We start from the raw sequence: 22,905 nt of genomic DNA on the forward strand, positions 1-22,905 counted from the left end.
CCATGACCTCCCCCCGTGGCACCTATGGAGGCGGTTTCCACACCGCGCCGTCCTTCCCGGACACCCCCATCTACGACTCCTTGGTCGCGGAACGGGGTACGCCTCAGATCGCCCCGATCCGAGTGCCCGCCGCCTACGACACCGGCAGCGGTTTCCCCACCCCCGGGAGCGGCTTCCCCAACCCCGGAAGCGGCTCCTACCTGCCGGCGCTCCCCGCGGCACTGCCGGCCCTCCCGGCCGCGCCCGTCCAGCAGCACGCCCCGGCCTACGGGGGCGGCGGCTACGGCTACCCGCAGCCCGCCCCGCAGATGGCCCAGGCGCCGCTCCAGCAGGCCCCCGGCCCGTACATCCCGCCGCAGCCGGTGGCCCCGCGCGGCTACCAGGGCTCGCCGTACCCGCAGCAGCCCCGCCCGGCCGCCGCCGGATACGAGGCGATGCGCCCGGCCGCCCCGCGGCCCGTACCGGCTCAGGTCCCGGCGCCCTCCCCGTACGACGACCCGTACAACCGCCCCTACCAGGGCGGGGGTTACTGACCCGCACGGCGACCCGAGCGCCGACCCGAGCGCCGGCCCGAGCGGTGAACGGCACACGTCGAACGGCCGTCGGCGAGCCGGAGCGGCTGGCAGGATGACCCCCATGTCCATACCTGTACTCCGCTCCGTCCACATCCACCCCGTGAAGGCCATGCGCGCGCTGTCGCGCACGGAGGCCGAGGTGCAGCCCTGGGGGCTCGCCCACGACCGTCGATGGACCGTCGTCGACAGCGCGGGCAAGATCGTGACCCAGCGCAAGCACCCGAGGCTCGCGCTGGCCTCGGCGGAGCCGACGGCGGACGGCGGTGTCGTGCTGTCCGCGCCCGGGCACCCCACTCTGGAGGTCGGGGTGCCCGACGCCTCCCTCGGGACCATCACCACGGAGGTCTTCGAGGACCTCGTCGAGGCCGTCCCGGCCGGCCCCGAGGCCGCCGCCTGGGTCTCCGCCTACCTGGGGATCGACGCCCGGCTCGTCCACATGGACGCCCCCGAGCTGCGTCGGCCGGTCGCCCCGAAGTACGCCCTGCCCGGCGAGACCGTGACCTTCGCGGACGGCTATCCGGTGCTCGTCGCCACCACCGCCTCCCTGGACGCCCTCAACGTGCTCATCGCCCAGGGCGACCACGCCCACGAGGGCCCTCTGCCGATGTCCCGCTTCCGCCCCAACCTGGTGGTCGACGGCACCGAGGCCTGGGCCGAGGACGGCTGGACCCGGCTCGCCGTCGGCGAGGTCACCTTCCGCGTCGCGCGCGACTGCGGCCGCTGCGTCGTCACCACGACCGACCAGGACACCGCCGCCCGGGGCAAGGAGCCCCTGCGCACCCTCGCCCGGCACCGCAATATCGACCAGCGGACCATCTTCGGCCAGCTCCTCGTCCCCGAGCACCGCGGCACGGTCCGCGTCGGCGACCAGGTGACGATCCTCGGCTGACACCTCCGCCCCCCAGCCCGTTCCCCGCCGACATCCGCCGCCGCCACGCCGACTCGCTCGACGCGCGGGGAACGGTCGCCCGGTGCACACTCGTTGGAGCAGTGGCGAACAACGAGGGGGTCTTGCCGTGCGCGCAGCGACCGGAGTCTGGCGTTGGCGGCGCAATCCCCTGCGCCGCACCACCGATCTCATAGAGGCCTGGGTCGGCCTCGCCGCGGCGGCCCTGCTCTGCGTCGTGGTGCCGCTGGCCGGGTGGGCGGCCGGTTCCACCGCGCACGCCTCCCTCCAGCGCGCCGTCCGCGCCCAGCAGGAACAGCGGCAGCCGGCCACGGCCCAGGTGCTGCGCCTCGACGAGAGGCCCACGCGCGGCGGCTCCACGGCGGGGGCACTCGGCGAGGAGCGGCTGCGCGCGTCCGTCGTGGCCCGCTGGACCGCCCCGGACGGCACGAGCCGTACGGGCACGGTGGCCGCCGTGCGCGAGGAGCCGCGCCCCGGCGACACCTTCACCCTCTGGACCGACCGGGAGGGGCGCCCGGCGGCGGCGCCGATGCGGTCGGGCACGGCCAAGGCGCACGCGGCCATCGTCGGCGTGATGGTCGCCGTCCTCGCCGGCCTCCTCGTCGACACGATCCGCCGCCTCGCCGTGCGCCGCCTGGTCCTGCGGCGGTACGCGCGCCTGGACCGCGCGTGGGCGTCGGTCGGCCCCGACTGGGGCCGCGCGGACACCGGCAGCTGAACCGCCCGGAGCGCCTCGCCCGCACGGGAGCTCCTCCCCCCGGCGCGCCCCGGTCCGCCCCGCGCCCCCACCCGTACGGGTCAGCCCCCACGACCCGTCAACCCGCGGGCCCCGCGCGCGCTACGGTGGGGCATCGGTTCAACGGCGAGGCGCGAGGCGGGGGCAGGGCACACCCATGGCACAGGGCACGGTCCAGGTGACGCACACCGGCACATCGCGGTGGCGGCGCCGCACGGGCGAGTACGCCACGCTCGCCGCCGCCCTGGAGGCCGCGAGTGACGGAGACGTCCTGACCGTCGCGCCCGGAACCTACCGGGAGAACCTCGTCCTGCGGCGCGCGGTCACCCTGCGCGGACCCGAGGGCGGGCTCGGCTCGGTGCGGATCGCGCCGCCGGACGGCGTGCCCCTGACCGTACGGGCCTCGGTCACGATCCAGGACCTGCACATCGAGGGGCAGGACGTCGCCGCGCCCGCGCTGCTCGTCGAGGACGGCACCCCCGAACTCCTCGACCTGCGGATCATGACCCGCTCGGCCGCCGGGATCGAGGTGCGCGGCACGGCCCGGCCGACGGTCCGCCGCTGCACGGTCGACAACCCGGCCGGGGTCGGCATCGCCGTCGTCGACGGCGCGGGCGGGGTCTTCGAGGAGTGCGAGGTGGTCTCCGCCGGGCAGGCGGGCGTCTCGGTCCGGGGCGGGGCGCACCCGCGCCTGGAGCGCTGCCGGGTGCACCACGCCTCCGGCGCCGGGATCGCCGTCTCCGGGGAGGGCAGCGGCCTGGAGGGCGTCGGCTGCGAGGTGTACGAGATCAAGGGCGCCGGCCTCCAGATCGCGGCCCGCGGGACCGCGCACCTCACCGACTCCTCGGTGCACCGCACCTCGGCGGACGGGATCACGCTCGACACGGACGCGGTGCTGACGCTCTCGGACTGCGACATCCACGACGTCCCGGAGAACGCGGTCGACCTGCGTTCGCGCTCGGTCCTCACGCTGACCCGGTCGACGGTCCGCCGCTTCGGCCGCAACGGCCTGTCGGTGTGGGACCCGGGGACGCGGGTGGACGCCAACCAGTGCGAGATCCACGACAGTACGGGCGACTACCCGGCGGTGTGGGTGAGCGACGGGGCGACCGCCGTGCTCGACTCCTGCCGGGTGCACGACGTGCCGGACGCGCTCTTCGTCCTCGACCGGGGTTCGCGGGTCGACGTGGTCGACAGCGACCTCTCGCAGGTGCGGAACACGGCGGTGTCGGTCAGCGACGGGGCGACGGCCCAGCTCGACGACTGCCGCATCCGGGAGGCGTCCACGGGCGCCTGGTTCCGGGACCACGGCAGCGGCGGCACGCTCGCCGGGTGCACGATCGACGCGGTGCAGACCGGGGTCATCGTCACCAAGGGCGCCGACCCGACGATCGAGCGGTGCACGGTCACCTCGCCCGCCGAGGCCGGTTTCTACGTCTCCGCCGAGGGCCGCGGCTCCTTCCACGGCTGCCGGGTCTCGGGGAGCGGCGGGTACGGCTTCCATGTGACGGACGGCTGCCGGACGCAGCTGCGGAGGTGCCGGACGGAGCGGTGCGCGCGCGGCGGGTACGAGTTCCCTGAGGAGGGCGCGGTCGCGGAGGGGTGCACCAGCGACGAGAGCGCGGTCCGCTCGTCCGTGCCGGAGGGCGGCACGGTCCTGACGGCCACGCAGGCCGCGCCGGGGCTGCTCGGGACGGTTCCCCCGCCCCGTACCGGCCCTGCCGTCGCCGCCGTCGTCGCGCCGGTGGCCGGGGAGCCCGCCGCCGGGGAGCGGTCCTCCCAGGAGGTGCTGGGCGAACTGGACGCGCTGGTGGGCCTGGAGAGCGTCAAGCACGAGGTGCGGACGCTGACGAACATGATCGAGGTGGGCCGGCGCCGTCAGGAGGCGGGGCTCAAGGCGGCCCCGGTCCGCCGCCACCTCGTCTTCACCGGGAACCCCGGCACCGGCAAGACGACCGTCGCCCGGCTGTACGGGGAGATCCTCGCCGCCCTGGGCGTTCTGGAGCGCGGGCATTTGGTCGAGGTGTCCCGGGTGGACCTGGTCGGCGAGCACATCGGCTCGACCGCGATCCGGACGCAGGAGGCCTTCGACCGGGCGCGCGGCGGGGTCCTGTTCGTCGACGAGGCGTACGCGCTGTCGCCGGAGGACTCGGGGCGCGACTTCGGCCGTGAGGCGATCGACACGCTGGTGAAGCTGATGGAGGACCACCGGGACGCGGTCGTGGTGATCGTCGCGGGGTACACGGCGGAGATGGAGCGCTTCCTCACCGTCAACCCCGGTGTGGCGTCCCGTTTCTCACGGACCATCAGCTTCGCCGACTACCTGCCGGACGAGTTGACGCGGATCGTCGGCCAGCAGGCCGACGAGCACGAGTACCGGCTCGCCCCGGGTCTGGACGAGGCCCTGCACACGTACTTCGAGAAGCTGCCGAAGGGCCCGGCCTTCGGCAACGGCCGTACGGCGCGCCAGACGTTCGAGTCGATGGTGGAGCGGCACGCGGGCCGGGCCGCCGCGCTCGCCGAGCCGAGCACGGACGACCTGACCCTGCTCTACCCGGAGGACCTCCCCGAACTCCCCTGACGTTCCCCGTCGTTCGGATCGCGCGGGCGCGGCACGGCGGGCGGGAGGCTGTCGAGGAGGGCGGCCCGGCGCCGGGCGAACTCGGGGTCGGCCTGGTAGTCGGAGTGGCCCAGGAGCGGTTCGGGCAGCGGGTGTTCGCGGGTGCGGCCGTACGCGACCGGGTCGAGCAGCACGGCTCCGTCGACGTCCGGCCGGTCGTCCTCGGCGGGGACGCGGACGGGCCCGCCGATGGGGTCGGTCGCGCGGTGCAGGTTGGACCAGCAGTGGACCGTGCGGTGCAGGGCGCGCAGCGCGTCGGGGCCGAAGTAGGCGGGGAACCAGCGGCCGTAGAGCCGCTCCAGGGGGGACCCGTAGGTGAGCAGCGCGACCCGGCCCCGGGTGGCGGCCGGCAGCTGCCAGACGGCCGCGGCGGCGAGGACGCTGCCCTGGGAGTGGCCCGAGATGACGAGCCGTCCGCCGGTGCTGCCGGTCCAGGAGCTCATGCGCCAGGTGAGGTCGGGGACGGCCCGTTCGGCGTAACAGGGCGGGGCGAAGGGGTGGGCGGCGCGCGGCCAGAAGGTGCCGACATCCCAGAGGATGCCGATGGTGCGGCGGGCGGAGGCGTCCTTGTAGGCGCGGCGGCCCCAGGTGACGAAGAGCAGGAAGCCGACGCCGATGAGCCAGGAGCCGAGCTCCTGGGCGGTGGCGGCCGCGGAGGCGACGGCGGGGTGGGCGCCGTCGAAGGCACGCCCAGGAACGTTTCCGCTGGTCCAGGCTCCGGCCACGGACGCGGCACCGAGGAGCAGGGTGGCGCCCGAGACGACGCCGACGAGGACGGGCGCGGAGTCGGTGAGCCCGGCGCGGGCCCGGCCGGCCGCGATCTGCCCGGTGCGGACGGGGTCGGGCGCGCCCGTGGCGCCGTACTCCGCCTCGACGACGGGACCGAGCCGCCGGGCGGTGAGCACGGTCCGCACGACGAGGAGGACGGCGGGGACGAGCAGGAGGAGGAGCAGGACGGGGATGACGGAGGCCTGCCAGCTGAGGAGGACCGGCGGGGCGATCCCGGCCCCCGTCCGGAGGCTTTCGGCGGCGTCGGCGTCCAGCCAGTCGGCGACCCACTGGGCGACGCCGCCGGACATGACCCCGGCGAGGGCGCAGGCGAGCATGGCGACGGCGGGCCCGCCGAGTCCGCGCAGGGCGGTACGGGGGTCGGCGTCGGCCCGTCCGAGGAACAGGGCCACCACGCCGAGGGCGAGGACCAGGCCGCCCTGGGCGAGGGTGAGCGTGCCGAAGGCCGCGTCGCCGGGGAGGGTCCCGTCGGAGGCCCAGCCGGGACGGGGCCACGCCGTGTGCAGGGCGGTGGCGGCGAGCAGGGCGAGCGAGGCGGCGGGCAGCACGGAGACCACGCGCCCGACCCGCAGGTCCACCCGGCGCTCGCTGCGGCCCCGGCGGCAGACGACCCACAGGACGACGAACGCGAGGCCGACGACGACGGTCCGCAGGCCGAGGCCGAGGGCGGCGAGGAGGCCGGTGTCGTGACGGGCGGTGACGGCGGCGAGGGCGGCGGCGACGGTGAGGAACCCGGCGGCGGTGTGCGCGGCCCGGAGACGGGCGACGAGCCGGCGCCCGTACCAGAAGCCGGGGCGCCCGAGGGCGGGGCGGGGGTCGGCGGGGGCGGGGGCCGGCGTCTTTCCGGCGGGCGCGCCGGTGGCCTCGTCTCCCGTGGGCGGGCGCTGGGCCTCGTACGCGCTCCAGGTCCGGGTCGACAGGTACCAGAGCAGTCCGACCAGCGCCGTCGGCACCAGGGCGGCGAGCGCGAGGCGGCGGCCCGGCGCCGACCACCAGCCGCCCCGGTCGGCCGCGAGGAAGCCGAGCCAGGGCGAGCCCTCGGCGCAGGCGGCCGTCCCGGCGCACTGCCAGGCGGTCAGGTCGAGCGCGACCTCGCAGGCGGCGGCGGTGAGCAGCACGGTCAGGGTGAGGGCTACGAGCCGGACGAGGACCCCGTACAGCCGGACGAGGACCGGCCGGCCGGGGGCGGGCGGGCGCATCCAGTGGGCGAGGTTGGCGACCATGAAGGGCAGGAGCAGCAGCCAGAGCGCGCGGGCGCCGTCGCCGGAGGTGAGGTGGGACCAGCAGTACGCCTCCGGGACCGGGCCCGCCGCGTACCGCTCGGGGTGGTCCTCGGCGTCGAGGTCCTCGGCCCGGCGGTGCACGGCGGCGGTGGCGTCGCCGGTGACGCGGACGGTGCTCGGGGCGTCCAGCATGGACTGGGGGGTGGCTCCGCCGACTCCGTGGACGAGGAGTTCGAGCGCCGCGCCCCCGGGCTGCGGGGCGGGTGTGGCAGGGGACACTTAGGGGACTTCCTCTCTGGATGGGAGGATGCGACGTCGGGACCAGGATCGCGGACGGGTGGCCGCACGCGCACCGCCCTCGCCGATTCCGGTCCGACTTCTCCCCTTGTCCCCTGCGGAAGGACCGGCCCCGGCGGTGACTGACAACCAGAACCTCCTCGCGGAACAGCGGCGCGCCCTGATCCTCGACGAGGTCCGGCGGCGCGGCGGCGTGCGGGTCAACGAGCTGACCCGGCGGCTGAACGTCTCGGACATGACGATCCGTCGCGACCTGGACGCGCTCGCCCGGCAGGGCGTCCTGGAGAAGGTGCACGGCGGGGCCGTGCCCGTGGTCGAGGCGAGCACGCACGAGCCCGGCTTCGAGGCCAAGTCGGCGCTCGAACCGAGCGCGAAGGACGAGATCGCGCGCGCGGCGGCGGCGCTCGTCCCGCCCGGTTCGGCCGTCGCCCTGTCGGGCGGGACGACGACGTACGCGCTCGCCCGGCACCTGCTCGACGTGCCGGACCTGACGGTCGTGACGAACTCGGTGCGGGTAGCCGACGTCTTCCACGAGGCCCAACTGACCGGCGGCGGGGGCGAGGTGCGGCGCGGAGCGGCGACGGTCGTCCTCACCGGCGGCATGCGCACGCCCTCGGACGCGCTGGTCGGTCCGGTCGCGGACCGGGCGATCCGCTCGCTCCACTTCGACGTGCTCTTCCTCGGGGTGCACGGCATCTCGGCCGAGGCGGGCCTGTCGACGCCGAACCTGGCGGAGGCGGAGACCAACCACTGCCTGATGCGCTCGGCGCGCCGGGTCGTGGTGGCCGCCGACCACACCAAGTGGGGGACGGTCGGCCTGAGTTCCTTCGCCGGCCTCGACGAGGTGGACACCTGGGTGACGGACCGGGGCATGGACGAGGGCATCAGGGCCGAGGTCGCGGAGCACGTGGCGGAGCTGCTGGTGGCGGGCGAGGAGCCGGCGGAGTGACCCTGTTCCGGGTCGAGCGGACCGTGCCGATGACGCCGGAGGAGGCGTGGGCTCGGCTGACGGACTGGCGGGCGCACGGGCGCCAGGTCCCGCTGACGCGGACGACCGTCCTCACGCCGGGACCGAACGGGCCGGGGACGCGGTTCACCGCGCGGACCGGGGTCGGGCCGATCGCCTTCGACGACCCGATGGAGGTCGTGCGCTGGGAGCCGCCTGAGGCCGAGGCCGGTCGGCCGGGCGCGTGCCGGCTGGTGAAGTCGGGCCGGATCGTCCGGGGCTGGGCCCTGGTGGAGGTCACGGAGGCGCCCGGCGGCGGCTCGCGGGTGGTGTGGACGGAGGACCTCTCCGTACGCGGTCTGCCGGGCCTCTTCGATCCGCTGCTCGCGCGGGCGGGGCGGCTGCTGTTCGGGCGGGCGATGGACGGGCTGCTGCGGGGGCGCTGAGGCCCCCCCCCGGGGGGCGCCGAGCGCCGGGGGGGGCGCTGTGTTCATGACGTGACGTCAGCTAAGGTTCTGGTCCACTGCCGTCCCAGGGGAGGTTCGGTCCATGGCACGCCGACTGAGGCCGGTGGAGCTCGACTTCACCGCATCCGCGCCCGTCCGCCTGGCGTTCACGACGACGCTCGCCGCGCCGCCGTCGGCCGTCTACCGGGCGGTGGCCGTCGAAGTGGGCAGCATGCCGGCCTGGTTCACCGCGGTCTCCTCCGCCGTCCCGAGCGGCGACGGGTCGGGCCGTACGATCCGGCTGCGGGGCGGGATCCGCTTCGAGGAGACGATCCTCGCCTCGGAACCCGACCTCCGCTACGCGTACCGGGTGGACGCGACCAACGCGCCCGCCGTGACGGCCATGGCGGAGGAGTGGTCCCTCTCCCCCGCCGGGAAGGGCACGCGCCTGCGCTGGGTCATGGCCGTGGACGGCTCGGCACCGTTCCGGGTCGCCCTGCGCCTCGCCGGTCCCGGTCTCGGACTCTCGTTCCGGGACGCGGCGCGACGCCTGGACCGGCGCCTCACTCCGGCCAGACCCCCGTCTCCAGGAACCGCTCGATAGCCACGCTGTACGGGGCGATGTCGAGGCCCTGGGCCGCGAGCCACTCGTCGGAGTAGTACTTGTCGAGGTACCGGTCGCCGGAGTCGCAGATCAGGGTGACGACGCTGCCGGTGCGTTCCTGCTCGACCATCTCGGCGATGATCTTGAAGGCGCTCCAGAGGCCGGTGCCGGTGGAGCCGCCCGCCTTGCGCCCTATGGCGACCTCCAGGGCCCGGACGGCGGCGACGCTCGCCGCGTCGGGGACCTTCATCATGCGGTCGATCGCGCCGGGCACGAAGCTCGGCTCCATGCGCGGGCGGCCGATGCCCTCGATGCGGGAGCCGCAGTCGGCCGTCGCCTCGGGGTCGTCGTGGGTCCAGCCGTCGAAGAAACAGGAGTTCTCCGGGTCGGCGACGCAGATCCGGGTGTCGTGCTGCATGTAGTGCACGTAGCGGGCGATCGTGGCCGAGGTGCCGCCGGTTCCCGCCGTGGCCACGATCCAGGCCGGCTCCGGGTACCGCTCCAGGCGCAGCTGCTGGTACATCGACTCGGCGATGTTGTTGTTGCCGCGCCAGTCGGTGGCCCGCTCGGCGTACGTGAACTGGTCCATGTAGTGGCCGCCGGTGCGCGCGGCGAGCGCCGCCGCCTCCTCGTACATGGTCCGCGAGTCGTCGACGAAGTGGCACTCGCCGCCGTGGAACTCGATGAGCCGGCACTTCTCGGAGCTGGTCGTGCGGGGCATCACGGCGATGAACGGGACGCCGATGAGCTTCGCGAAGTACGCCTCCGAGACGGCGGTCGAACCGCTGGACGCCTCGATGACGGGCTTCCCGGGCCGGATCCAGCCGTTGCAGAGCCCGTAGAGGAAGAGGGAGCGGGCGAGGCGGTGCTTGAGGCTGCCGGTGGGGTGGGTGGACTCGTCCTTGAGGTAGAGGTCGATGCCCCACTTCTCGGGGAGCGGGAAGCGCAGCAGGTGCGTGTCGGCGGACCGGTTGGAGTCGGCCTGGACCTTGCGGACGGCCTCCTTCAGCCAGCTCCGGTACGCCGGGTCGCTGCGGTCGACGTCGACGGTCGACGGTGCCGCGATCACACGGTTCTCGGTGGTGCTCATCCGTCCCACTCCTCGTTGCCTGGCACCGGTACTCACACCGCCGCCTTCTGTCGACGATACCCCTCCCACCTGGGCAAACGTTCTCTTTGATGTTCCATAGGAGTTGCTTGTGGGAGGCCGTCGAGCGGGGTCACTGGTGCGCGCGCGGGCCGCCCGGCACACTGGAGACCGGCAACCGGATGGGACCGGCGAGAGGGGTGGACCGGCATGGCGGAACCCGAGTTCAGCGCGCGGGGCGTACGGATCGCGCGCTGGCCGCGCTCGCTGACGCGCGCGGGCGAGGTGCGGATCGAGGACGGCAGGCTCGCCCTGCTCACGAGCTACGGCAGCGAGATCGACAGCGCCCCGGTGACCGACGTGCGGGCGGGGCGGCCGTGGTTCGCGAAGGCGGACGAGGCGGTGGCGACGGTGAACGGCACGCGGTACCGGCTGACGGGCGGGAAGGGGTTCCGCGCCGCGCTGAAGCGGGCGGCGGACGAACGCCGCTGACCTGGGCCGCGTCGCCGCGAGTTGCGGCTCGGTCACGGCTGGTTCACGCTGGTGGTGAGATCCACATCTTCGTCTTCTTCCGGACTACTTCGGGGAGTCGCAGCCGTGATCAGCGAGCCCAGCAGGTACTACGCGGTGGAGCTCCACGCCCTGCCGACGCGGATCGGTCAGGTCCGCAGAATCGTCTCCGCGCATCTGCGCCACTGGCAGCTCGACGCCTTGGTCGACCCTGCCGCGCTCGGGCTCACCGAGCTGCTGACCAACGTCCACCGGCACGCGCGGCCGGACATCCGGTGCGCGGTCGAGATCGAGCTGCTGCTCGACCGGCTGACCGTGTCCGTCAGGGACCACGACCCCCGAATACCTCAGGCCGGCACCCTCTCCCTCTTCGACGACAGGGATCTCGACACGGATCTCGTCGCGGATCTCGACGCGTTCGAGGCGCTCGCCACGTCGGGCCGCGGCCTCGCCATCGTCGGCGCCGTCAGCGAGAGCTGGGGCGTGCGGTCGTGCGGTGACGCCGGCAAGGTCGTGTGGTTCACGCTGTCCGCGCCGCCGCCGGACGCCCCGGCCGAGGAGCGCGCCCACGTGGCGCACGTCCCCGGGGCCGAGAGCCTGTTCACGGAGTACGACCTGCCGGCACCGGTGGCCGGACGCCCGGTTCTCGCCGGGCGCCCCTCCTGACGTACCGCCAGATCCGCTACTTCTTGCCCCTGTTCACGTCGTCGCGCCCGAACTGCTCCTCCAGGACGGTCAGTCGCCGCCAGTACTCGTCCTCGTCGATCTCCCCGGCGGCGAACCGGTGGCCGAGCAGGGCGATCGGCGAGCGCTCGTCCGGCCCCTCGTCGCGGAAGGGCCGCCCGCCGCGTCCGTACCGCCGGGCGCGGCGGAACAGGGTGACGAGCCCGAAGACGACGGCGGCCCAGACGAGCGGCACGAAGAGGACCCACGGGCCGGGGCCCGCGGAGGCGAGGGTGTTCATGACGGTTCAGCTCCTCGATGCGATGCGATGCGGTGATGTCCGTGGTTCCAGACTCGCGCGAGGAGGGGGTGCGGGTCGTCGTACGGGCAGCGGCTTCGCGCGTACGACGGCGGGAGTACGAGGAGGGGGCCCCGGCAGGGATCAGGCGACCGCGACCAGGGTGAGGTAGGCGATGCCGAGGACCCCGCGGTAACCGTTCAGCCAGCTGGAACGCTGCCGGTCGACGCGCTCGCGGGTCTCGGCTGCGAGCGGGTGACCGGGGTTCGCGGCGAGCCAGAGCTCGGTGTCGTACCGGTAGCCCGACTCGAACTCCTCCCACTCGTCGACGCCCGCCGTCTCGATCCACGCGGGCCGGAACCCCGCCTCGATCGCGAGCTCCACGAGCGCGCCGAGCGAGAGGTGGTCGGCCGCCGTGGCGCCGGGCCACATCCCGGCCAGCTCCTCGTCCGTCGGGGTCCGCTCCCAGAAGCCCTCGCCGAGCACGACCCGGCCGCCCGGGCGGACCAGCCGCCGCAGCTCGCGCAGGACGGCGGCGGGGTCGTACGGCAGCTCGGGATCGCAGAGCGCCTGGCTCGACCCGAGGCAGAGGACCGCGTCGACGGGTCCGCGGCCGGTGCCGAGCGCGGACTCCTCGACGAAGAGGACACGGTCGGCGAGCCCGCGCCCGTCCGCGAGGGCCCGGCCGCGGGCCAGGTCCTCGGTGTTGATGTCGATCCCGACGCCCTTGGCGTCCGGGGCGTTCTCCAGTACGCGCAGGAGCAACTCGCCCCAGCCGCACCCGATGTCGAGCACGTCGGCGGGCCGCGCGGCGGCGAGACGCCCGATCATGCGGGCGGCGCGGGCCTCGGAGAGGGGGCCGTGGAAGGTGAGGCTGCCGAGGCGCGGGGGGAGCGAGGAGGAGTCGACGGAATCCTTGGTGATCATGAGGGCGAAGCGTACGTGCCGGACCGCGTCCGCCCCAGCCATTTTCCGCCCCGGCGGGGCGGCCCGGCGCCGTACGGCCGGGCTCGCGGCCTCTCGGGCGGGCTCTCGGCCGAAGGCGCTCAGCCCGGCGAGCGGCCGAAGGCGCTCAGGCGGACTCGCGGCCGAGCGCGGTCAGGGGGTCGTCGAGGACCGGCTGCCAGGCGAGTTCCGCCGCGCCCACGAGGCTGTTGTGGTCCAGGGTGCACGGCAGAATCGGTACGCCTCCGCTGCGACCCCACAGGCTGCGGTCGGCGACGACCGCGCGGAGGCGTTCGGGGTCGGCGTCGAGGAGCTCGCGGTGGAGACCGCCCAGGATGATCCGGTCCGGGTTGAGGATGTTCACGAGGCCGGCGAGTCCGAGGCCGAGGCGGTCGATCAGTTCGCCGACGGCCACCCGTACCCCCGGGTCGTCCGGGTGCGTGCGCAGGAGGTCGCGGGCCTGCTGGAGGAGCGAGACCTCGGGGCCTGGTTCGCGGCCCGCGGCCAGCAGGAAGGCGAGCGGGTCGGTCTCGACGTCGAGGCAGCCGCGGCTGCCGCAGTGGCAGGGCCGCCCCTCCGGGTTGACCGTGAGGTGGCCGACCTCCAGGGCGAGGCCCGAACTCCCCGTGTGGAGGCGCCCGTCGAGGACGAGCGCGCCGCCGACACCCCGGTGCCCGGTGGCCACGCAGAGCAGGTCGCGGGCCCCTCGCCCGGCGCCGTGGCGGTGCTCGGCGAGGGCGGCGAGGTTGACGTCGTTGCCGGTGAAGGAGGGGCCCTCGATGCCCGCGGCCCGGACCCGCTCGGCGAAGATCTCGCGCACCGGCGCTCCGGCGGGCCAGGCGAGGTGGAGCGGGTTGAGGGCGGTGCCCTCGGGTTCGGCGACGGCGGAGGGCGCGGCGAGCCCGGCGCCCACGCAGCGGCGGCCGCTCTCCCGGAGCAGGGCGGCGCCCGCGTCGACGACGGCGCCGAGGACCTGCGCGGGGTCGGCGGAGACGGTGACGTGGCCGGGGGCGGTGGCGACGATCGTCCCGCCGAGGCCGACGAGCGCGGCGCGGAAGCCGTCCGCGTGGACCTGGGCGGCGAGGACGACGGGGCCCTTCTCGTCGACGGCCAGCCGGTGCGAGGGGCGGCCCTGGGAGCCGGCGGCGGCGCCGGGGTTGGAGTCGACGCGGATGAGGCCGAGGGCTTCGAGCTCGGCGGCGACCGCACCGGCGGTGGCGCGGGTGACCCCGAGTTCGGCGGTGAGGACGGCCCGCGTCGGAGCCCTGCCGGTGTGCACCAGCTCCAGCGCGGGACCGAGCGCGTTGCGCCCCCTGTCCAGCCGTGTCCGGGTCGTCGTCGCCTTGCCGTTCATGGGGGCGAGTCTCCCATGATCAGGCCGGGCACCGGACCCGAACCCCGTCCACCCGCGCTCCCGCGACGCCTCCGGGACCGCGCGTCGGCCGCCCGCCGGGGGCCGTGCGGCACCTCCGTACCGCCGTCGTACCGCCACCGGCGACGGGGGCGCGTCCAGGCCGTACCCGGGCCGCGCCCCTGCCTACTTCCCGGCCGCTTGAATCCGGGGCCCAGTGCCCCCTATCCTGCGTTTGTGCCGCTACTAAACAAAGTACGGACGGCCGCATCCGGGGGCTACGGCGGAGACACCGCCGTCGACTCCCTGACCCGCCTCCGCGTCGCCCTGACCGTCTTCTTCGCCCTCGACGGCTTCCTCTTCGCCGGCTGGGTGGTCCGCATCCCCGCCGTCAAGCAGCAGACCGGCGCCACCGCCGGCGACCTCGGCCTCGCCCTCCTCGGCGTCTCGGCGGGCGCCGTCGTGACGATGACGCTCACCGGGCGGCTCTGCCGCCGCTTCGGCAGCCGTGCCGTGACCGTCGTCACCGCCGTCCTGCTCTCCCTCTCCGTCGCGCTCCCCGCCCTGACCCGCTCGCCGTTGGCGCTCGGCCTGGTCCTGCTGGTCTTCGGCGCCGCGTACGGCGGCATCAACGTCGCCATGAACAGCGCGGCCGTCGAGCTGGTGACCGCCCTGCGCCGCCCGGTGATGCCGAGCTTCCACGCGGCGTTCAGCCTCGGCGGGATGCTCGGCGCGGGCCTCGGCGGGCTCCTCGCCGGGAGCCTCTCCCCCACCGTCCACCTGCTCGGCCTCACGGTCGTCGGGCTCGCCCTGACGGCCGCCGCCGGCCCCGTCCTGCTGCGGCACGCCGCACCCGCCCCTCCCGAGTCGCTCCCCCGTGACCCCGGGGCCGACCGGGCCGGGAAGCCCTCGCGGGCGGCCCGCCGTACCGTCGTCGTCTTCGGCGTCATCGCGCTCTGCACGGCGTACGGCGAAGGGGCCCTCGCCGACTGGGGCGCCCTCCACCTCGCCCAGGACCTGGACGCCCACCCGGGCGTCGCCGCCGCCGGGTACTCCGTCTTCGCCCTCACCATGACCGCCGGACGCCTCTCCGGCACCCTGCTCCTGGAGCGGCTCGGCCAGACCCGCACACTCGTCGCGGGCGGCGCCACGGCGGCGGCCGGCATGCTCCTCGGCGCGCTCGCCCCGACCGTCTGGGCGGCGCTCCTCGGCTTCGCCGTGACGGGCCTGGGGCTTGCCAACATCTTCCCCGTCGCCGTCGCCCGCGCGGGCGCGATCGCGGGCCCCGGCGGCGTGGCGACCGCCTCCACCCTCGGCTACGGGGGCATGCTTCTCGGCCCGCCGACGATCGGCTTCCTCGCCGACTGGATCTCGCTGCCGGTGGCGCTCACCACCGTCGCCGTCCTCGCCGCGGGGGCCGCCGCCATGGGGTACGGGGCGCGGAACGCGGGCGCGGAGACGGACCCGGGGGCCGGGACGGCCGGGACCTCCGTCGTACGGGAAGGGGCAAGGCGTCGGACCCCGGCCGCGTAATCCCCCGGCCGCGTAATCCCCGGCCGAGGTGGCGCGGACCTGCCAGAATCCGTCCGAGTCCGCACCGGCGTCCCGCCCGAGGACGCGGAGACTGGGGGAAACGATGAAGATCACGGAACACGTCGACGCTCTGGAGGCGGCCGGCCGGGCCTTGGCCGACGCCGCCGCCGGGGCCAGTGCCGACGCGGAGGTGCCGACCTGTCCGGGGTGGCGGGTCCGCGACCTCCTCCGGCACACGGCCGCCGTGCACCGCTGGGCCGCGTCCTTCGTGGTCGAGGGGCATGCCGCGCCTCGACCCATGGGCCCCGAAACGGACCTCGACGGCGACGAGTTGGTCGCGTACTACCGCGAGGCCCACGCCGACCTGGTCGCCGCGCTGCGCGCGGCACCGGAGACCCTGGAGTGCTGGGCCTTCCTGCCCGCGCCCTCGCCGCTCGCCTTCTGGGCGCGGCGGCAGGCCCACGAGACGGCGGTGCACCGCGCGGACGCCGAGTCGGCGCTCGGGTCCGCGTTCGCCGCGGTCGACGCGGAGTTCGCCGCCGACGGGATCGACGAGCTGCTGACCGGCTTCCACGCCAGGGACCGCAGCCGGGTCCGTACGCCCGAGCCCCGCACCCTGCGCGTACGGACGACGGACACCGGTGACGTGTGGACCGTACGGCTCTCGGCGGAGCGCCCGCCGCTGACCGAGCGCGGCGCGGAGGGGCCGTCGGACGCCGAATTCGCCGGCACCGCCGAGCGGTTGTACCTGACGCTGTGGAACCGGCTTCCGCTGGAAGGGGTGGCGGTCACGGGCGACGAGGCCCTCGCCGGGCTGTGGCGCGAAACCTCGCGGATCTGACCCGCAGGGTCGGCGTCAGCCCAGCCATCCGGGCCGTACGAGGCCCGACTCATAGGCCATCACCACGAGTTGGGCCCGGTCCCGGGCGCCGAGCTTCACCATCGCGCGGCTGACGTGCGTCTTGGCGGTGAGCGGGCTGACGACGAGTCTGCGGGCGATCTCCTCGTTCGACAGGCCGATGCCGACGAGGGCCATCACCTCCCGTTCGCGGTCGGTGAGCGCGGCGAGGGCAGCCGTCGCCGCCGGGGCCTTGGAGCGGGCCGCGAACTCCTCGATCAGGCGCCGGGTCACCCCCGGGGAGAGCAGCGCGTCCCCGTGGACGACGGCCCGCACCGCCCGCAGCAGCTCCTCCGGTTCGGTGTCCTTGACGAGGAAGCCGGAGGCACCGGCGCGGATCGCCTCGAAGACGTACTCGTCGAGCTCGAAGGTGGTCAGCATGACGACCCGTACCCCCGCCAGGGCCGGGTCGTCCGTGATGCGGCGGGTGGCGTCGAGGCCGTCGGCCCTCGGCATCCGGATGTCCATGAGGACGACATCGGGCCGCAGCGCCCGTACCCGCTCCACGGCCTCCTCCCCGTCGGCGGCCTCCCCCGCGACCTCGATGTCGGGCTGGGCATCGAGCAGGGCCCGGAATCCCGCGCGAACGAGGGCCTGGTCGTCGGCGAGCAGGACGCGGATCACGGGGTCTCCTGGGTTTCGGGAGCTTCGGGGGCTTCGGGGGCTTCGGGAGGCTGGGGGGCTTCGGGGGCTTCGTCGGGGCCGAGCGGAAGGACGGCGTGGACGCGGAAGCCGCCGTCCGGGCGGGTGCCCGCGTCGATCGTGCCGCCGAGCGCGGCGGCGCGCTCCCGCATCCCGGCGAGGCCGTTGCCGCTGCCCCCCGCCTCGGTGCCGGTGGCGGGGCCGTCGTCGTCGACGCGCAGGTCCAGCCGGTCGGGGCCGCGCGCGATCTCGACGCGGGCGGTCCGGGAGCCGGAGTGGCGCACCACGTTGGTCAGGGCCTCCTGCACGATCCGGAAGGCCGCGAGGTCGGCGCCGGGCGGCAGGGCCGTACGCGGGCCGCTGACGGTGACGGACACGTCCAGGCCCGTGGCGGCGGCCTGTTCGACGAGTTCGGGGAGGCGGTCGAGCCCCGGGGCCGGGGCGCGGGGCGCGGCGCCGGGGGCGCGGAGGGTGTCGAGGACCTGCCGCACCTCGCCGAGCGCCTCCTTGCTCGCCGCCTTGATGGTCGCCAGCGCGGTCCTGGCCTGCTCGGGGTCGGTGTCGAGGAGGGCGAGGCCGACACCGGCCTGCACGTTGATCACGGAGATCGAGTGGGCGAGGACGTCGTGGAGCTCCCGCGCGATCCGCAGCCGCTCTTCGTCGGCGCGGCGCCGCTCGGCGGCGGCCCGCTCGGCGCGCAGCTGCGCCCGCTGCTCGCGCCGGACCCGGGCGAACTCGGACGTGGCGAGTACGGCGACGGCGAAGGCGGCGGCGGGCAGCTCCTGGCCCCAGGGCGCGGGGCCGTCGCCCGCCGGGGGCAACCAGCGGTAGAGCCAGTGGGCGAGCAGCAGGTGTCCGGCCCAGAGCACGCCGAAGGCGCACCAGACGGCCTTGCGGTGGCCGTGGACGACGCCGGCGAAGGCGGCGACGGCGACCAGGAGGAAGACCGGGCCGTACGGGTATCCGGCGGCGAGGTAGGCGAGGGTGGCCGCGACGACGGCGAACACGACGAGGACCGGCCTGCGGTGCCGGAACAGCAGGGGGGCGGCGCCGAGCAGGAGCAGGGCGCGGCCGAGGGCGTCGAGCGTCTCGCGGTCGGGCTGCCGGCGTCCGGCGATGCCGACGCCCGCGACGACGAGGACGGCGACGACGAGCGTGGAGCGCCAGGGCAGCCGCCGCTCGCTCCACCTCTCCTCCCACGAACCCCAGGGCCGCCGCCCGCCGGGGCCTCCGTCCTCCCGCCGCCGGGTGGTGCGCTCGTCGTCCATGCGGCCCACGCTAACCGCGCGCGGGGCGACCGGGCGTCAGCCGTGCGGGGTGGCCCGGCGTACTCCGCGGGGAGTAGCGCCGCGCTGCCGGGACCCTCGGAACCCCGCCACGGAAGTCAGGCGCGCGGGAGGAGGCCGACGTCCTGGCCGAGGCGGCGGGCGGCGTGGGCGAAGAAGGTGTCGCGGTCCTCGACGACGTTGTGGAACTGGCCGAAGACCTCGAAGGAGACGAGCCCGAAGAGCTGCGACCAGGCGGCGACGAGGGCGACGGCGAGGGCCGGCGGGAGGTCGGGGGCGAGGTCGCCGGCCATGCGGGAGGCCTCGGGGCGCAGGTCCTCGGGGAGCGGCGGAAGGGCGACGCCCTCGCCGGAGTGGGCCTGGCGGACGAGCTCGACGAGGACGAGACCGACGCGGGCGGCGGGGGCGATGGTGTCCTGCGGCGCGGTGTAGCCGGGGACGGGGGAACCGTAGATGAGGGCGTACTCGTGCGGGTGGGCGACGGCCCAGGCGCGGACGGCGCGGCAGACGGCGGTCCAGCGGGCGAGGGGGCGCTCGGCGAGGGTGTCGGCGGCGGCCTTCTCGGCGGCGGCGCCGACGGCGTCGTAGGCGTCGACGATGAGGGCGGTCAGGAGGTCGTCGCGGCTGGGGAAGTACCGGTAGAGGGCCGAGGAGACCATGCCGAGCTCGCGGGCGACGGCGCGCAGCGACAGCTTGGCGGCGCCTTCGGCGGCGAGCTGCGTGCGGGCCTCGTCCTTGATGGCTGCGGTGATCTCGATACGGGCGCGGGCGCGGGCTCCGCTGACGGCGGCGGTCATGGAGAGCAGTGTGCCATTAACGGAGCATCGATCCAATTCGAGAGCAGTGCTCTTGCATGGGAGCACTGCTCCGTGCAGACTGGGAGCACGGAAACGAGAGCACTGCTCTCGGTTGATGCGTCGTCTGATACGTCGAAGTCGAAGGAGCCCTCATGTCCGCCCAGCCCGCCACCCACGTCATCAAGCCCGGCTGGTTCACGGTCAACGTGTTCAACCGCGCCGTCGCCTGGTTCACCCGCCGGGGCATCAGCCTCCGGGGCTCCCGCGTCCTCGCGGTCCGCGGCCGCAAGAGCGGCGAGTGGCGCCGCACCCCCGTCAACCCCCTGACGGTGAACGGCGCCGAGTACCTGGTCGCCCCGCGCGGCCACGTCCAGTGGACGCACAACATGCGGGCCGCCGGCGGCGGTCAGCTGCTCCTCGGCAAGCGCGCCGTGGAGTTCACCGCCGTCGAGGTGGCCGACGACGAGAAGCCCGCCCTGCTCCGCGCCTACCTCAAGCGCTGGAAGGCCGAGGTCGGCGTCTTCTTCGACGGCGTCGGCCCCGACTCCTCCGACGAGGAGCTCCGCGCCATCGCGCCCAAGCACCCCGTCTTCCGCGTCACGACGACGGGCCCCGCCACCACGCCCGCGTGACGCGGCCGAGGAAGCGGAGCCCGTACGCCTCGTGGACGAGGCCGGTCGATCAGGTCCGTCAGGACAGCTCCGAGGTCTCCGACAGCGAGCCGCCGGACGCCTTCCCGGACGCCTCGCCCGCGGCCTCGCCCGCCGTCCCGTCCGCGGTCTGGTCCGTCGTCTCGCCCGTCGTCCGGTCCGTCCCGCGCTCCCGCGCGCTGACGCCCCGGCCCGCCGGGCCGACGCCCGACGTGGTGTCCATCCGCTTGTCGAGGATCTCCAGGGCCCGCCGGGCCATGCCGTTCGAGCGGACCATGCCGCCGAGGGTGGCCGCGCCGCGGGTGATGTCGGCGAACGCGTTCCACGCGGGCCGGAAGCCCGTGAGGGTGGCGTGCAGCAGCCCGGGTCGGCGCTCGAACAGCGCGAGCATGCGCCGCCCCACGGCCATCTCCACGCCGAGCCCCGCCTTGATGGCGAAGGCGTAGTTGAGCGCCTGGCGCCGCGCGTCGACCGCGTCGTTCGCCTCGGCGACCCTGACCGCCCACTCCCCCGCGAGCCGGCCCGAGCGGAGCGCGTACGAGATGCCCTCGCGGGTCCACGGCTCCAGGAGTCCGGCCGCGTCACCGCAGACGAGGACCCGGCCGCGCGAGAGCGGCGAGTCGTCGGCGCGGCAGCGGGTCAGGTGGCCCGAGGAGATCGACGGCTCGAAGCCGGAGAGGCCGAGGCGGGCGACGAAGTCCTCCATGTACCGCTTGGTGGCGGCGCCCTCGCCGCGCGCCGAGATGACGCCGACGGTCAGCGTGCCGCCCTTGGGGAAGACCCAGCCGTAACTTCCGGGCATCGGGCCCCAGTCGATGAGGACGCGGCCCTTCCAGTCCTCGGCGACGGACGGCGGCACCGGGATCTCCGCTTCGAGGCCCAGGTCGACCTGACCGAGCTTCACCCCGACATGCGCCCCTATCCGGCTGGCGCTGCCGTCGGCGCCGACGACCGCGCGCGCGAGGACGGTCTCGCCGTCGGCGAGGACGACCGCGACCGTACGCCGGTCCGGCACGGACGGGCCGTGCTGCTCCACCCGGGCCACGGTGGCGCCGGTACGCAGCTGGGCGCCGGCCTTCTGGGCGTGCTCGACGAGCTGGGCGTCGAACTCCGGCCGGTTGATGAGGCCGAAGAGCATGCGGCGCGAGCGGCGGGTGCGGGCGAAGCGGCCGTCGAGCGAGAAGGTGACGGCGTGCACCCGGTCCTGGAGCGGGAGTTCGAAGCCCGGCGGGAGGGAGTCCCGGGAGGGGCCGATGATGCCGCCGCCGCAGGTCTTGTACCGGGGCAGCTCGGACTTCTCCAGGAGGAGGACCCGGCGGCCCGCGACCGCGGCCGCGTACGCGGCGGACGCGCCGGCCGGACCGGCGCCGACGACGACCACGTCCCAGACGTCGGCGTCCTCGGAGCCCTCGACGGCCGCGGCTCCCACCGCCACCGCCTCGGCCTGCTCGGGGTCGGCACCGGCTGCGTTCTCGGGACCGGCGTTCTCTGTGTGCTCGCTGCTCACGATGTGGTTCCTGCTCCTGATCCGACCGGTGAAGTCTGCTCTCGACGCATCCTACGGCGCGGTAGCCGGGGCCCCGCGCCGTAGGATCAACGGTGCGTTCGCCGTACCACGACATACGACGAACGTCGTCCATACGTCGTAACGTCGCACCCACCAGGAGCGTGCCCATGACCGCCCATCCGATCGCCGAAACCGTCCGGTCCCTGATGCCCCGGGCCAAGGCCGAGCTGACGGAGCTCGTGGCCTTCGAGTCGGTGGCGGACGAGGCCGTGGCACCACGCAGCGAGTGCGAGGCCGCGGCGAACTGGGTCGCGGACGCGCTGCGCGCGGAGGACTTCCAGGACGTGGCGCTGCTCGACACGCCCGACGGTTCGCAGGCCGTGTACGGCATCCTGCCCGGCCCGGCCGGTGCGCCGACCGTGCTCCTGTACGCGCACTACGACGTGCAGCCGAAGCTGGACGAGTCCGCGTGGCTCACTCCGCCGTTCGAGCTGACCGAGCGCGACGGCCGCTGGTACGGGCGCGGCGCGGCCGACTGCAAGGGCGGTTTCATCCTGCACCTGCTCGCGCTGCGCGCCCTCAAGGCCAACGGCGGCGTCCCGGTGACGGTCAAGATGATCGTCGAGGGTTCGGAGGAGCAGGGCACGGGCGGTCTGGAGCGGTACGCGGAGCAGCACCCGGAGGTGCTCGTCGCCGACACGATCGTCATCGGTGACGCGGGCAACTTCCGCGTGGGCCTGCCGACCGTGACCGCGACCCTGCGCGGCATGACGATGATCCGCGTGCAGATCGACACCCTTGAGGGCAACCTGCACTCCGGTCAGTTCGGCGGCGCCGCGCCGGACGCGCTGGCCGCGCTGATCCGGGTCCTCGACTCGCTGCGCGGCCCCGACGGTTCCACGGTCATCGACGGCCTCCCGGCCGACACGGCGTGGGAGGGTCTCCAGTACCCGGAGGAGGACTTCCGCCAGGACGCGAAGGTCCTCGCGGGCGTCGACCTGCCGGGCAACGGCACGGTCGCCGACCGCATCTGGGCGCGCCCCGCCGTGACCGTCATCGGCATCGACTGTCACCCGGTCGCCGGCGCGACCCCGTCGATCCCGGCGTCGGCGCGCGCGCAGATCAGCCTGCGGGTGCCGCCCGGCCAGGACGCGGCCGAGGCGACGAAGCTGCTGTACGCCCACATCGAGAAGCACACGCCGTGGAACGCGCGGGTCTCCTTCGAGCAGGTCGGCCAGGGCCAGCCGTTCCAGGCGGACACGTCGAGCCCGGCGTACGCGTCGATGGCCGAGGCGATGCGGATCGCGTACCCCGGCCAGGAGATGCAGACGGCGGGCATGGGCGGCTCGATCCCGCTGTGCAACACGCTGGCCTCGCTCTACCCGGAGGCGGAGATCCTCCTCATCGGCCTGAGCGAGCCGGAGGCGCAGATCCACGCGCCGAACGAGTCGGTGTCCCCGGAGGAGCTGGAGCGGCTCTCGGTCGCCGAGGCGCACTTCCTGGTCAACTACGCCCGCTCGAAGCAGGCCTGACGACCCGGTTTCCCTGATGTTCAGCGCTGGGCGAAGCTCGCCCAGCGCGTAGAACCAGGCGGC

22 protein-coding genes are annotated in these 22,905 nt (G+C 74.9%); 13 read left to right on the plus strand and 9 right to left on the minus strand.

Annotation, left to right across the window (positions count from 1 at the left end):
- The first annotated feature begins 2 nt into the window (after positions 1–2).
- The 4 genes from ACFC0Z_RS10130 to ACFC0Z_RS10145 all read left to right on the plus strand — a co-directional run bounded on the left by ACFC0Z_RS10130 (position 3) and on the right by ACFC0Z_RS10145 (position 4,799).
- Positions 3–533, plus strand: coding sequence for a DUF6643 family protein (locus ACFC0Z_RS10130; protein WP_376434748.1), 531 nt, complete (start codon positions 3–5; stop codon positions 531–533).
- 103 nt (positions 534–636) lie between these two features.
- The gene (locus ACFC0Z_RS10135; RefSeq protein WP_376434750.1) at positions 637–1,464 is read left to right on the plus strand and encodes an MOSC domain-containing protein; all 828 of its coding nucleotides are present in this window, start codon (positions 637–639) and stop codon (positions 1,462–1,464) included.
- A 127-nt stretch (positions 1,465–1,591) separates the two neighbouring features.
- The gene (locus ACFC0Z_RS10140) at positions 1,592–2,200 is read left to right on the plus strand and encodes a hypothetical protein (protein WP_376434752.1); all 609 of its coding nucleotides are present in this window, start codon (positions 1,592–1,594) and stop codon (positions 2,198–2,200) included.
- A gap of 175 nt (positions 2,201–2,375) precedes the next feature.
- Positions 2,376–4,799 (plus strand): right-handed parallel beta-helix repeat-containing protein, encoded by a 2,424-nt coding sequence (locus tag ACFC0Z_RS10145; RefSeq protein WP_376434754.1) that lies wholly within the window; start codon positions 2,376–2,378, stop codon positions 4,797–4,799.
- On the opposite strand, the gene ACFC0Z_RS10150 is transcribed toward ACFC0Z_RS10145, so the two are convergent.
- On the minus strand, positions 4,769–7,129 hold the full coding sequence (locus ACFC0Z_RS10150) for a hypothetical protein (protein ID WP_376434756.1): 2,361 nt from the start codon (positions 7,127–7,129) through the stop codon (positions 4,769–4,771). The genes ACFC0Z_RS10145 and ACFC0Z_RS10150 overlap by 31 nt on opposite strands.
- 136 nt (positions 7,130–7,265) lie before the next feature.
- Between ACFC0Z_RS10150 and ACFC0Z_RS10155 the strand changes: the two genes are divergently transcribed.
- The 3 genes from ACFC0Z_RS10155 (at position 7,266) to ACFC0Z_RS10165 (ending at position 9,143) form a co-directional block, all read left to right on the plus strand.
- Positions 7,266–8,096, plus strand: coding sequence for a DeoR/GlpR family DNA-binding transcription regulator (locus ACFC0Z_RS10155; protein WP_376434758.1), 831 nt, complete (start codon positions 7,266–7,268; stop codon positions 8,094–8,096).
- Positions 8,093–8,539: an SRPBCC family protein gene (locus tag ACFC0Z_RS10160; protein ID WP_376434760.1), complete on the plus strand. Its 447-nt coding sequence runs from the start codon at positions 8,093–8,095 to the stop codon at positions 8,537–8,539. Before ACFC0Z_RS10155 ends, ACFC0Z_RS10160 begins: the two co-directional genes overlap by 4 nt.
- 103 nt (positions 8,540–8,642) lie before the next feature.
- A complete protein-coding gene (locus ACFC0Z_RS10165; protein WP_376434762.1) occupies positions 8,643–9,143 on the plus strand; it encodes an SRPBCC family protein in 501 nt (166 codons plus the stop codon).
- Here the strand turns inward: ACFC0Z_RS10165 and ACFC0Z_RS10170 are convergent.
- Positions 9,103–10,233: a PLP-dependent cysteine synthase family protein gene (locus ACFC0Z_RS10170; RefSeq protein ID WP_376434764.1), complete on the minus strand. Its 1,131-nt coding sequence runs from the start codon at positions 10,231–10,233 to the stop codon at positions 9,103–9,105. The genes ACFC0Z_RS10165 and ACFC0Z_RS10170 overlap by 41 nt on opposite strands.
- A 207-nt stretch (positions 10,234–10,440) precedes the next feature.
- Between ACFC0Z_RS10170 and ACFC0Z_RS10175 the strand changes: the two genes are divergently transcribed.
- Positions 10,441–10,722: a hypothetical protein gene (locus tag ACFC0Z_RS10175; protein WP_376434766.1), complete on the plus strand. Its 282-nt coding sequence runs from the start codon at positions 10,441–10,443 to the stop codon at positions 10,720–10,722.
- A 105-nt stretch (positions 10,723–10,827) separates the two neighbouring features.
- Positions 10,828–11,406, plus strand: a complete 579-nt coding sequence (locus tag ACFC0Z_RS10180; protein WP_376434768.1) for an ATP-binding protein — start codon at positions 10,828–10,830, stop codon at positions 11,404–11,406.
- Between the two features lie 16 nt (positions 11,407–11,422).
- On the opposite strand, the gene ACFC0Z_RS10185 is transcribed toward ACFC0Z_RS10180, so the two are convergent.
- The 3 genes from ACFC0Z_RS10185 to ACFC0Z_RS10195 all read right to left on the minus strand — a co-directional run bounded on the left by ACFC0Z_RS10185 (position 11,423) and on the right by ACFC0Z_RS10195 (position 14,000).
- Positions 11,423–11,704, minus strand: a complete 282-nt coding sequence (locus ACFC0Z_RS10185) for an SHOCT domain-containing protein (RefSeq protein ID WP_376434770.1) — start codon at positions 11,702–11,704, stop codon at positions 11,423–11,425.
- 141 nt (positions 11,705–11,845) lie between these two features.
- Positions 11,846–12,628 (minus strand): SAM-dependent methyltransferase, encoded by a 783-nt coding sequence (locus ACFC0Z_RS10190; RefSeq protein ID WP_376434772.1) that lies wholly within the window; start codon positions 12,626–12,628, stop codon positions 11,846–11,848.
- Between the two features lie 145 nt (positions 12,629–12,773).
- Positions 12,774–14,000: an ROK family protein gene (locus ACFC0Z_RS10195; protein ID WP_376434774.1), complete on the minus strand. Its 1,227-nt coding sequence runs from the start codon at positions 13,998–14,000 to the stop codon at positions 12,774–12,776.
- 234 nt (positions 14,001–14,234) lie between these two features.
- On the opposite strand from ACFC0Z_RS10195, the gene ACFC0Z_RS10200 reads away from it, so the two are divergent.
- Both ACFC0Z_RS10200 and ACFC0Z_RS10205 read left to right on the plus strand, forming a co-directional pair.
- Positions 14,235–15,530: an MFS transporter gene (locus ACFC0Z_RS10200; RefSeq protein WP_376434776.1), complete on the plus strand. Its 1,296-nt coding sequence runs from the start codon at positions 14,235–14,237 to the stop codon at positions 15,528–15,530.
- A gap of 103 nt (positions 15,531–15,633) precedes the next feature.
- Positions 15,634–16,371 carry a maleylpyruvate isomerase family mycothiol-dependent enzyme gene (locus tag ACFC0Z_RS10205; protein WP_376434778.1) on the plus strand — a complete coding sequence of 246 codons (738 nt, stop codon included), beginning with the start codon at positions 15,634–15,636 and terminating at the stop codon, positions 16,369–16,371.
- A 15-nt stretch (positions 16,372–16,386) separates the two neighbouring features.
- Here ACFC0Z_RS10205 and ACFC0Z_RS10210 read toward each other — a convergent pair whose 3' ends face one another.
- From ACFC0Z_RS10210 to ACFC0Z_RS10220, 3 genes are all read right to left on the minus strand, one after another.
- Positions 16,387–17,052, minus strand: a complete 666-nt coding sequence (locus ACFC0Z_RS10210) for a response regulator (protein WP_376434780.1) — start codon at positions 17,050–17,052, stop codon at positions 16,387–16,389.
- Positions 17,049–18,338, minus strand: coding sequence for a sensor histidine kinase (locus ACFC0Z_RS10215; protein WP_376434782.1), 1,290 nt, complete (start codon positions 18,336–18,338; stop codon positions 17,049–17,051). Before ACFC0Z_RS10215 ends, ACFC0Z_RS10210 begins: the two co-directional genes overlap by 4 nt.
- A 116-nt stretch (positions 18,339–18,454) precedes the next feature.
- Positions 18,455–19,153 carry a TetR/AcrR family transcriptional regulator gene (locus ACFC0Z_RS10220; protein WP_376434783.1) on the minus strand — a complete coding sequence of 233 codons (699 nt, stop codon included), beginning with the start codon at positions 19,151–19,153 and terminating at the stop codon, positions 18,455–18,457.
- A gap of 152 nt (positions 19,154–19,305) precedes the next feature.
- Between ACFC0Z_RS10220 and ACFC0Z_RS10225 the strand changes: the two genes are divergently transcribed.
- Positions 19,306–19,785: a nitroreductase family deazaflavin-dependent oxidoreductase gene (locus tag ACFC0Z_RS10225; protein ID WP_376434785.1), complete on the plus strand. Its 480-nt coding sequence runs from the start codon at positions 19,306–19,308 to the stop codon at positions 19,783–19,785.
- A gap of 58 nt (positions 19,786–19,843) precedes the next feature.
- Here ACFC0Z_RS10225 and ACFC0Z_RS10230 read toward each other — a convergent pair whose 3' ends face one another.
- A complete protein-coding gene (locus ACFC0Z_RS10230; RefSeq protein ID WP_376434787.1) occupies positions 19,844–21,310 on the minus strand; it encodes a geranylgeranyl reductase family protein in 1,467 nt (488 codons plus the stop codon).
- A gap of 167 nt (positions 21,311–21,477) precedes the next feature.
- Between ACFC0Z_RS10230 and ACFC0Z_RS10235 the strand changes: the two genes are divergently transcribed.
- Positions 21,478–22,842 (plus strand): dipeptidase, encoded by a 1,365-nt coding sequence (locus ACFC0Z_RS10235; protein WP_376434789.1) that lies wholly within the window; start codon positions 21,478–21,480, stop codon positions 22,840–22,842.
- Positions 22,843–22,905: the final 63 nt, after the last annotated feature.

The organism is Streptomyces sp. NPDC056144 (assembly GCF_042264145.1).
In the GTDB taxonomy this organism is placed as follows: domain Bacteria; phylum Actinomycetota; class Actinomycetes; order Streptomycetales; family Streptomycetaceae; genus Streptomyces.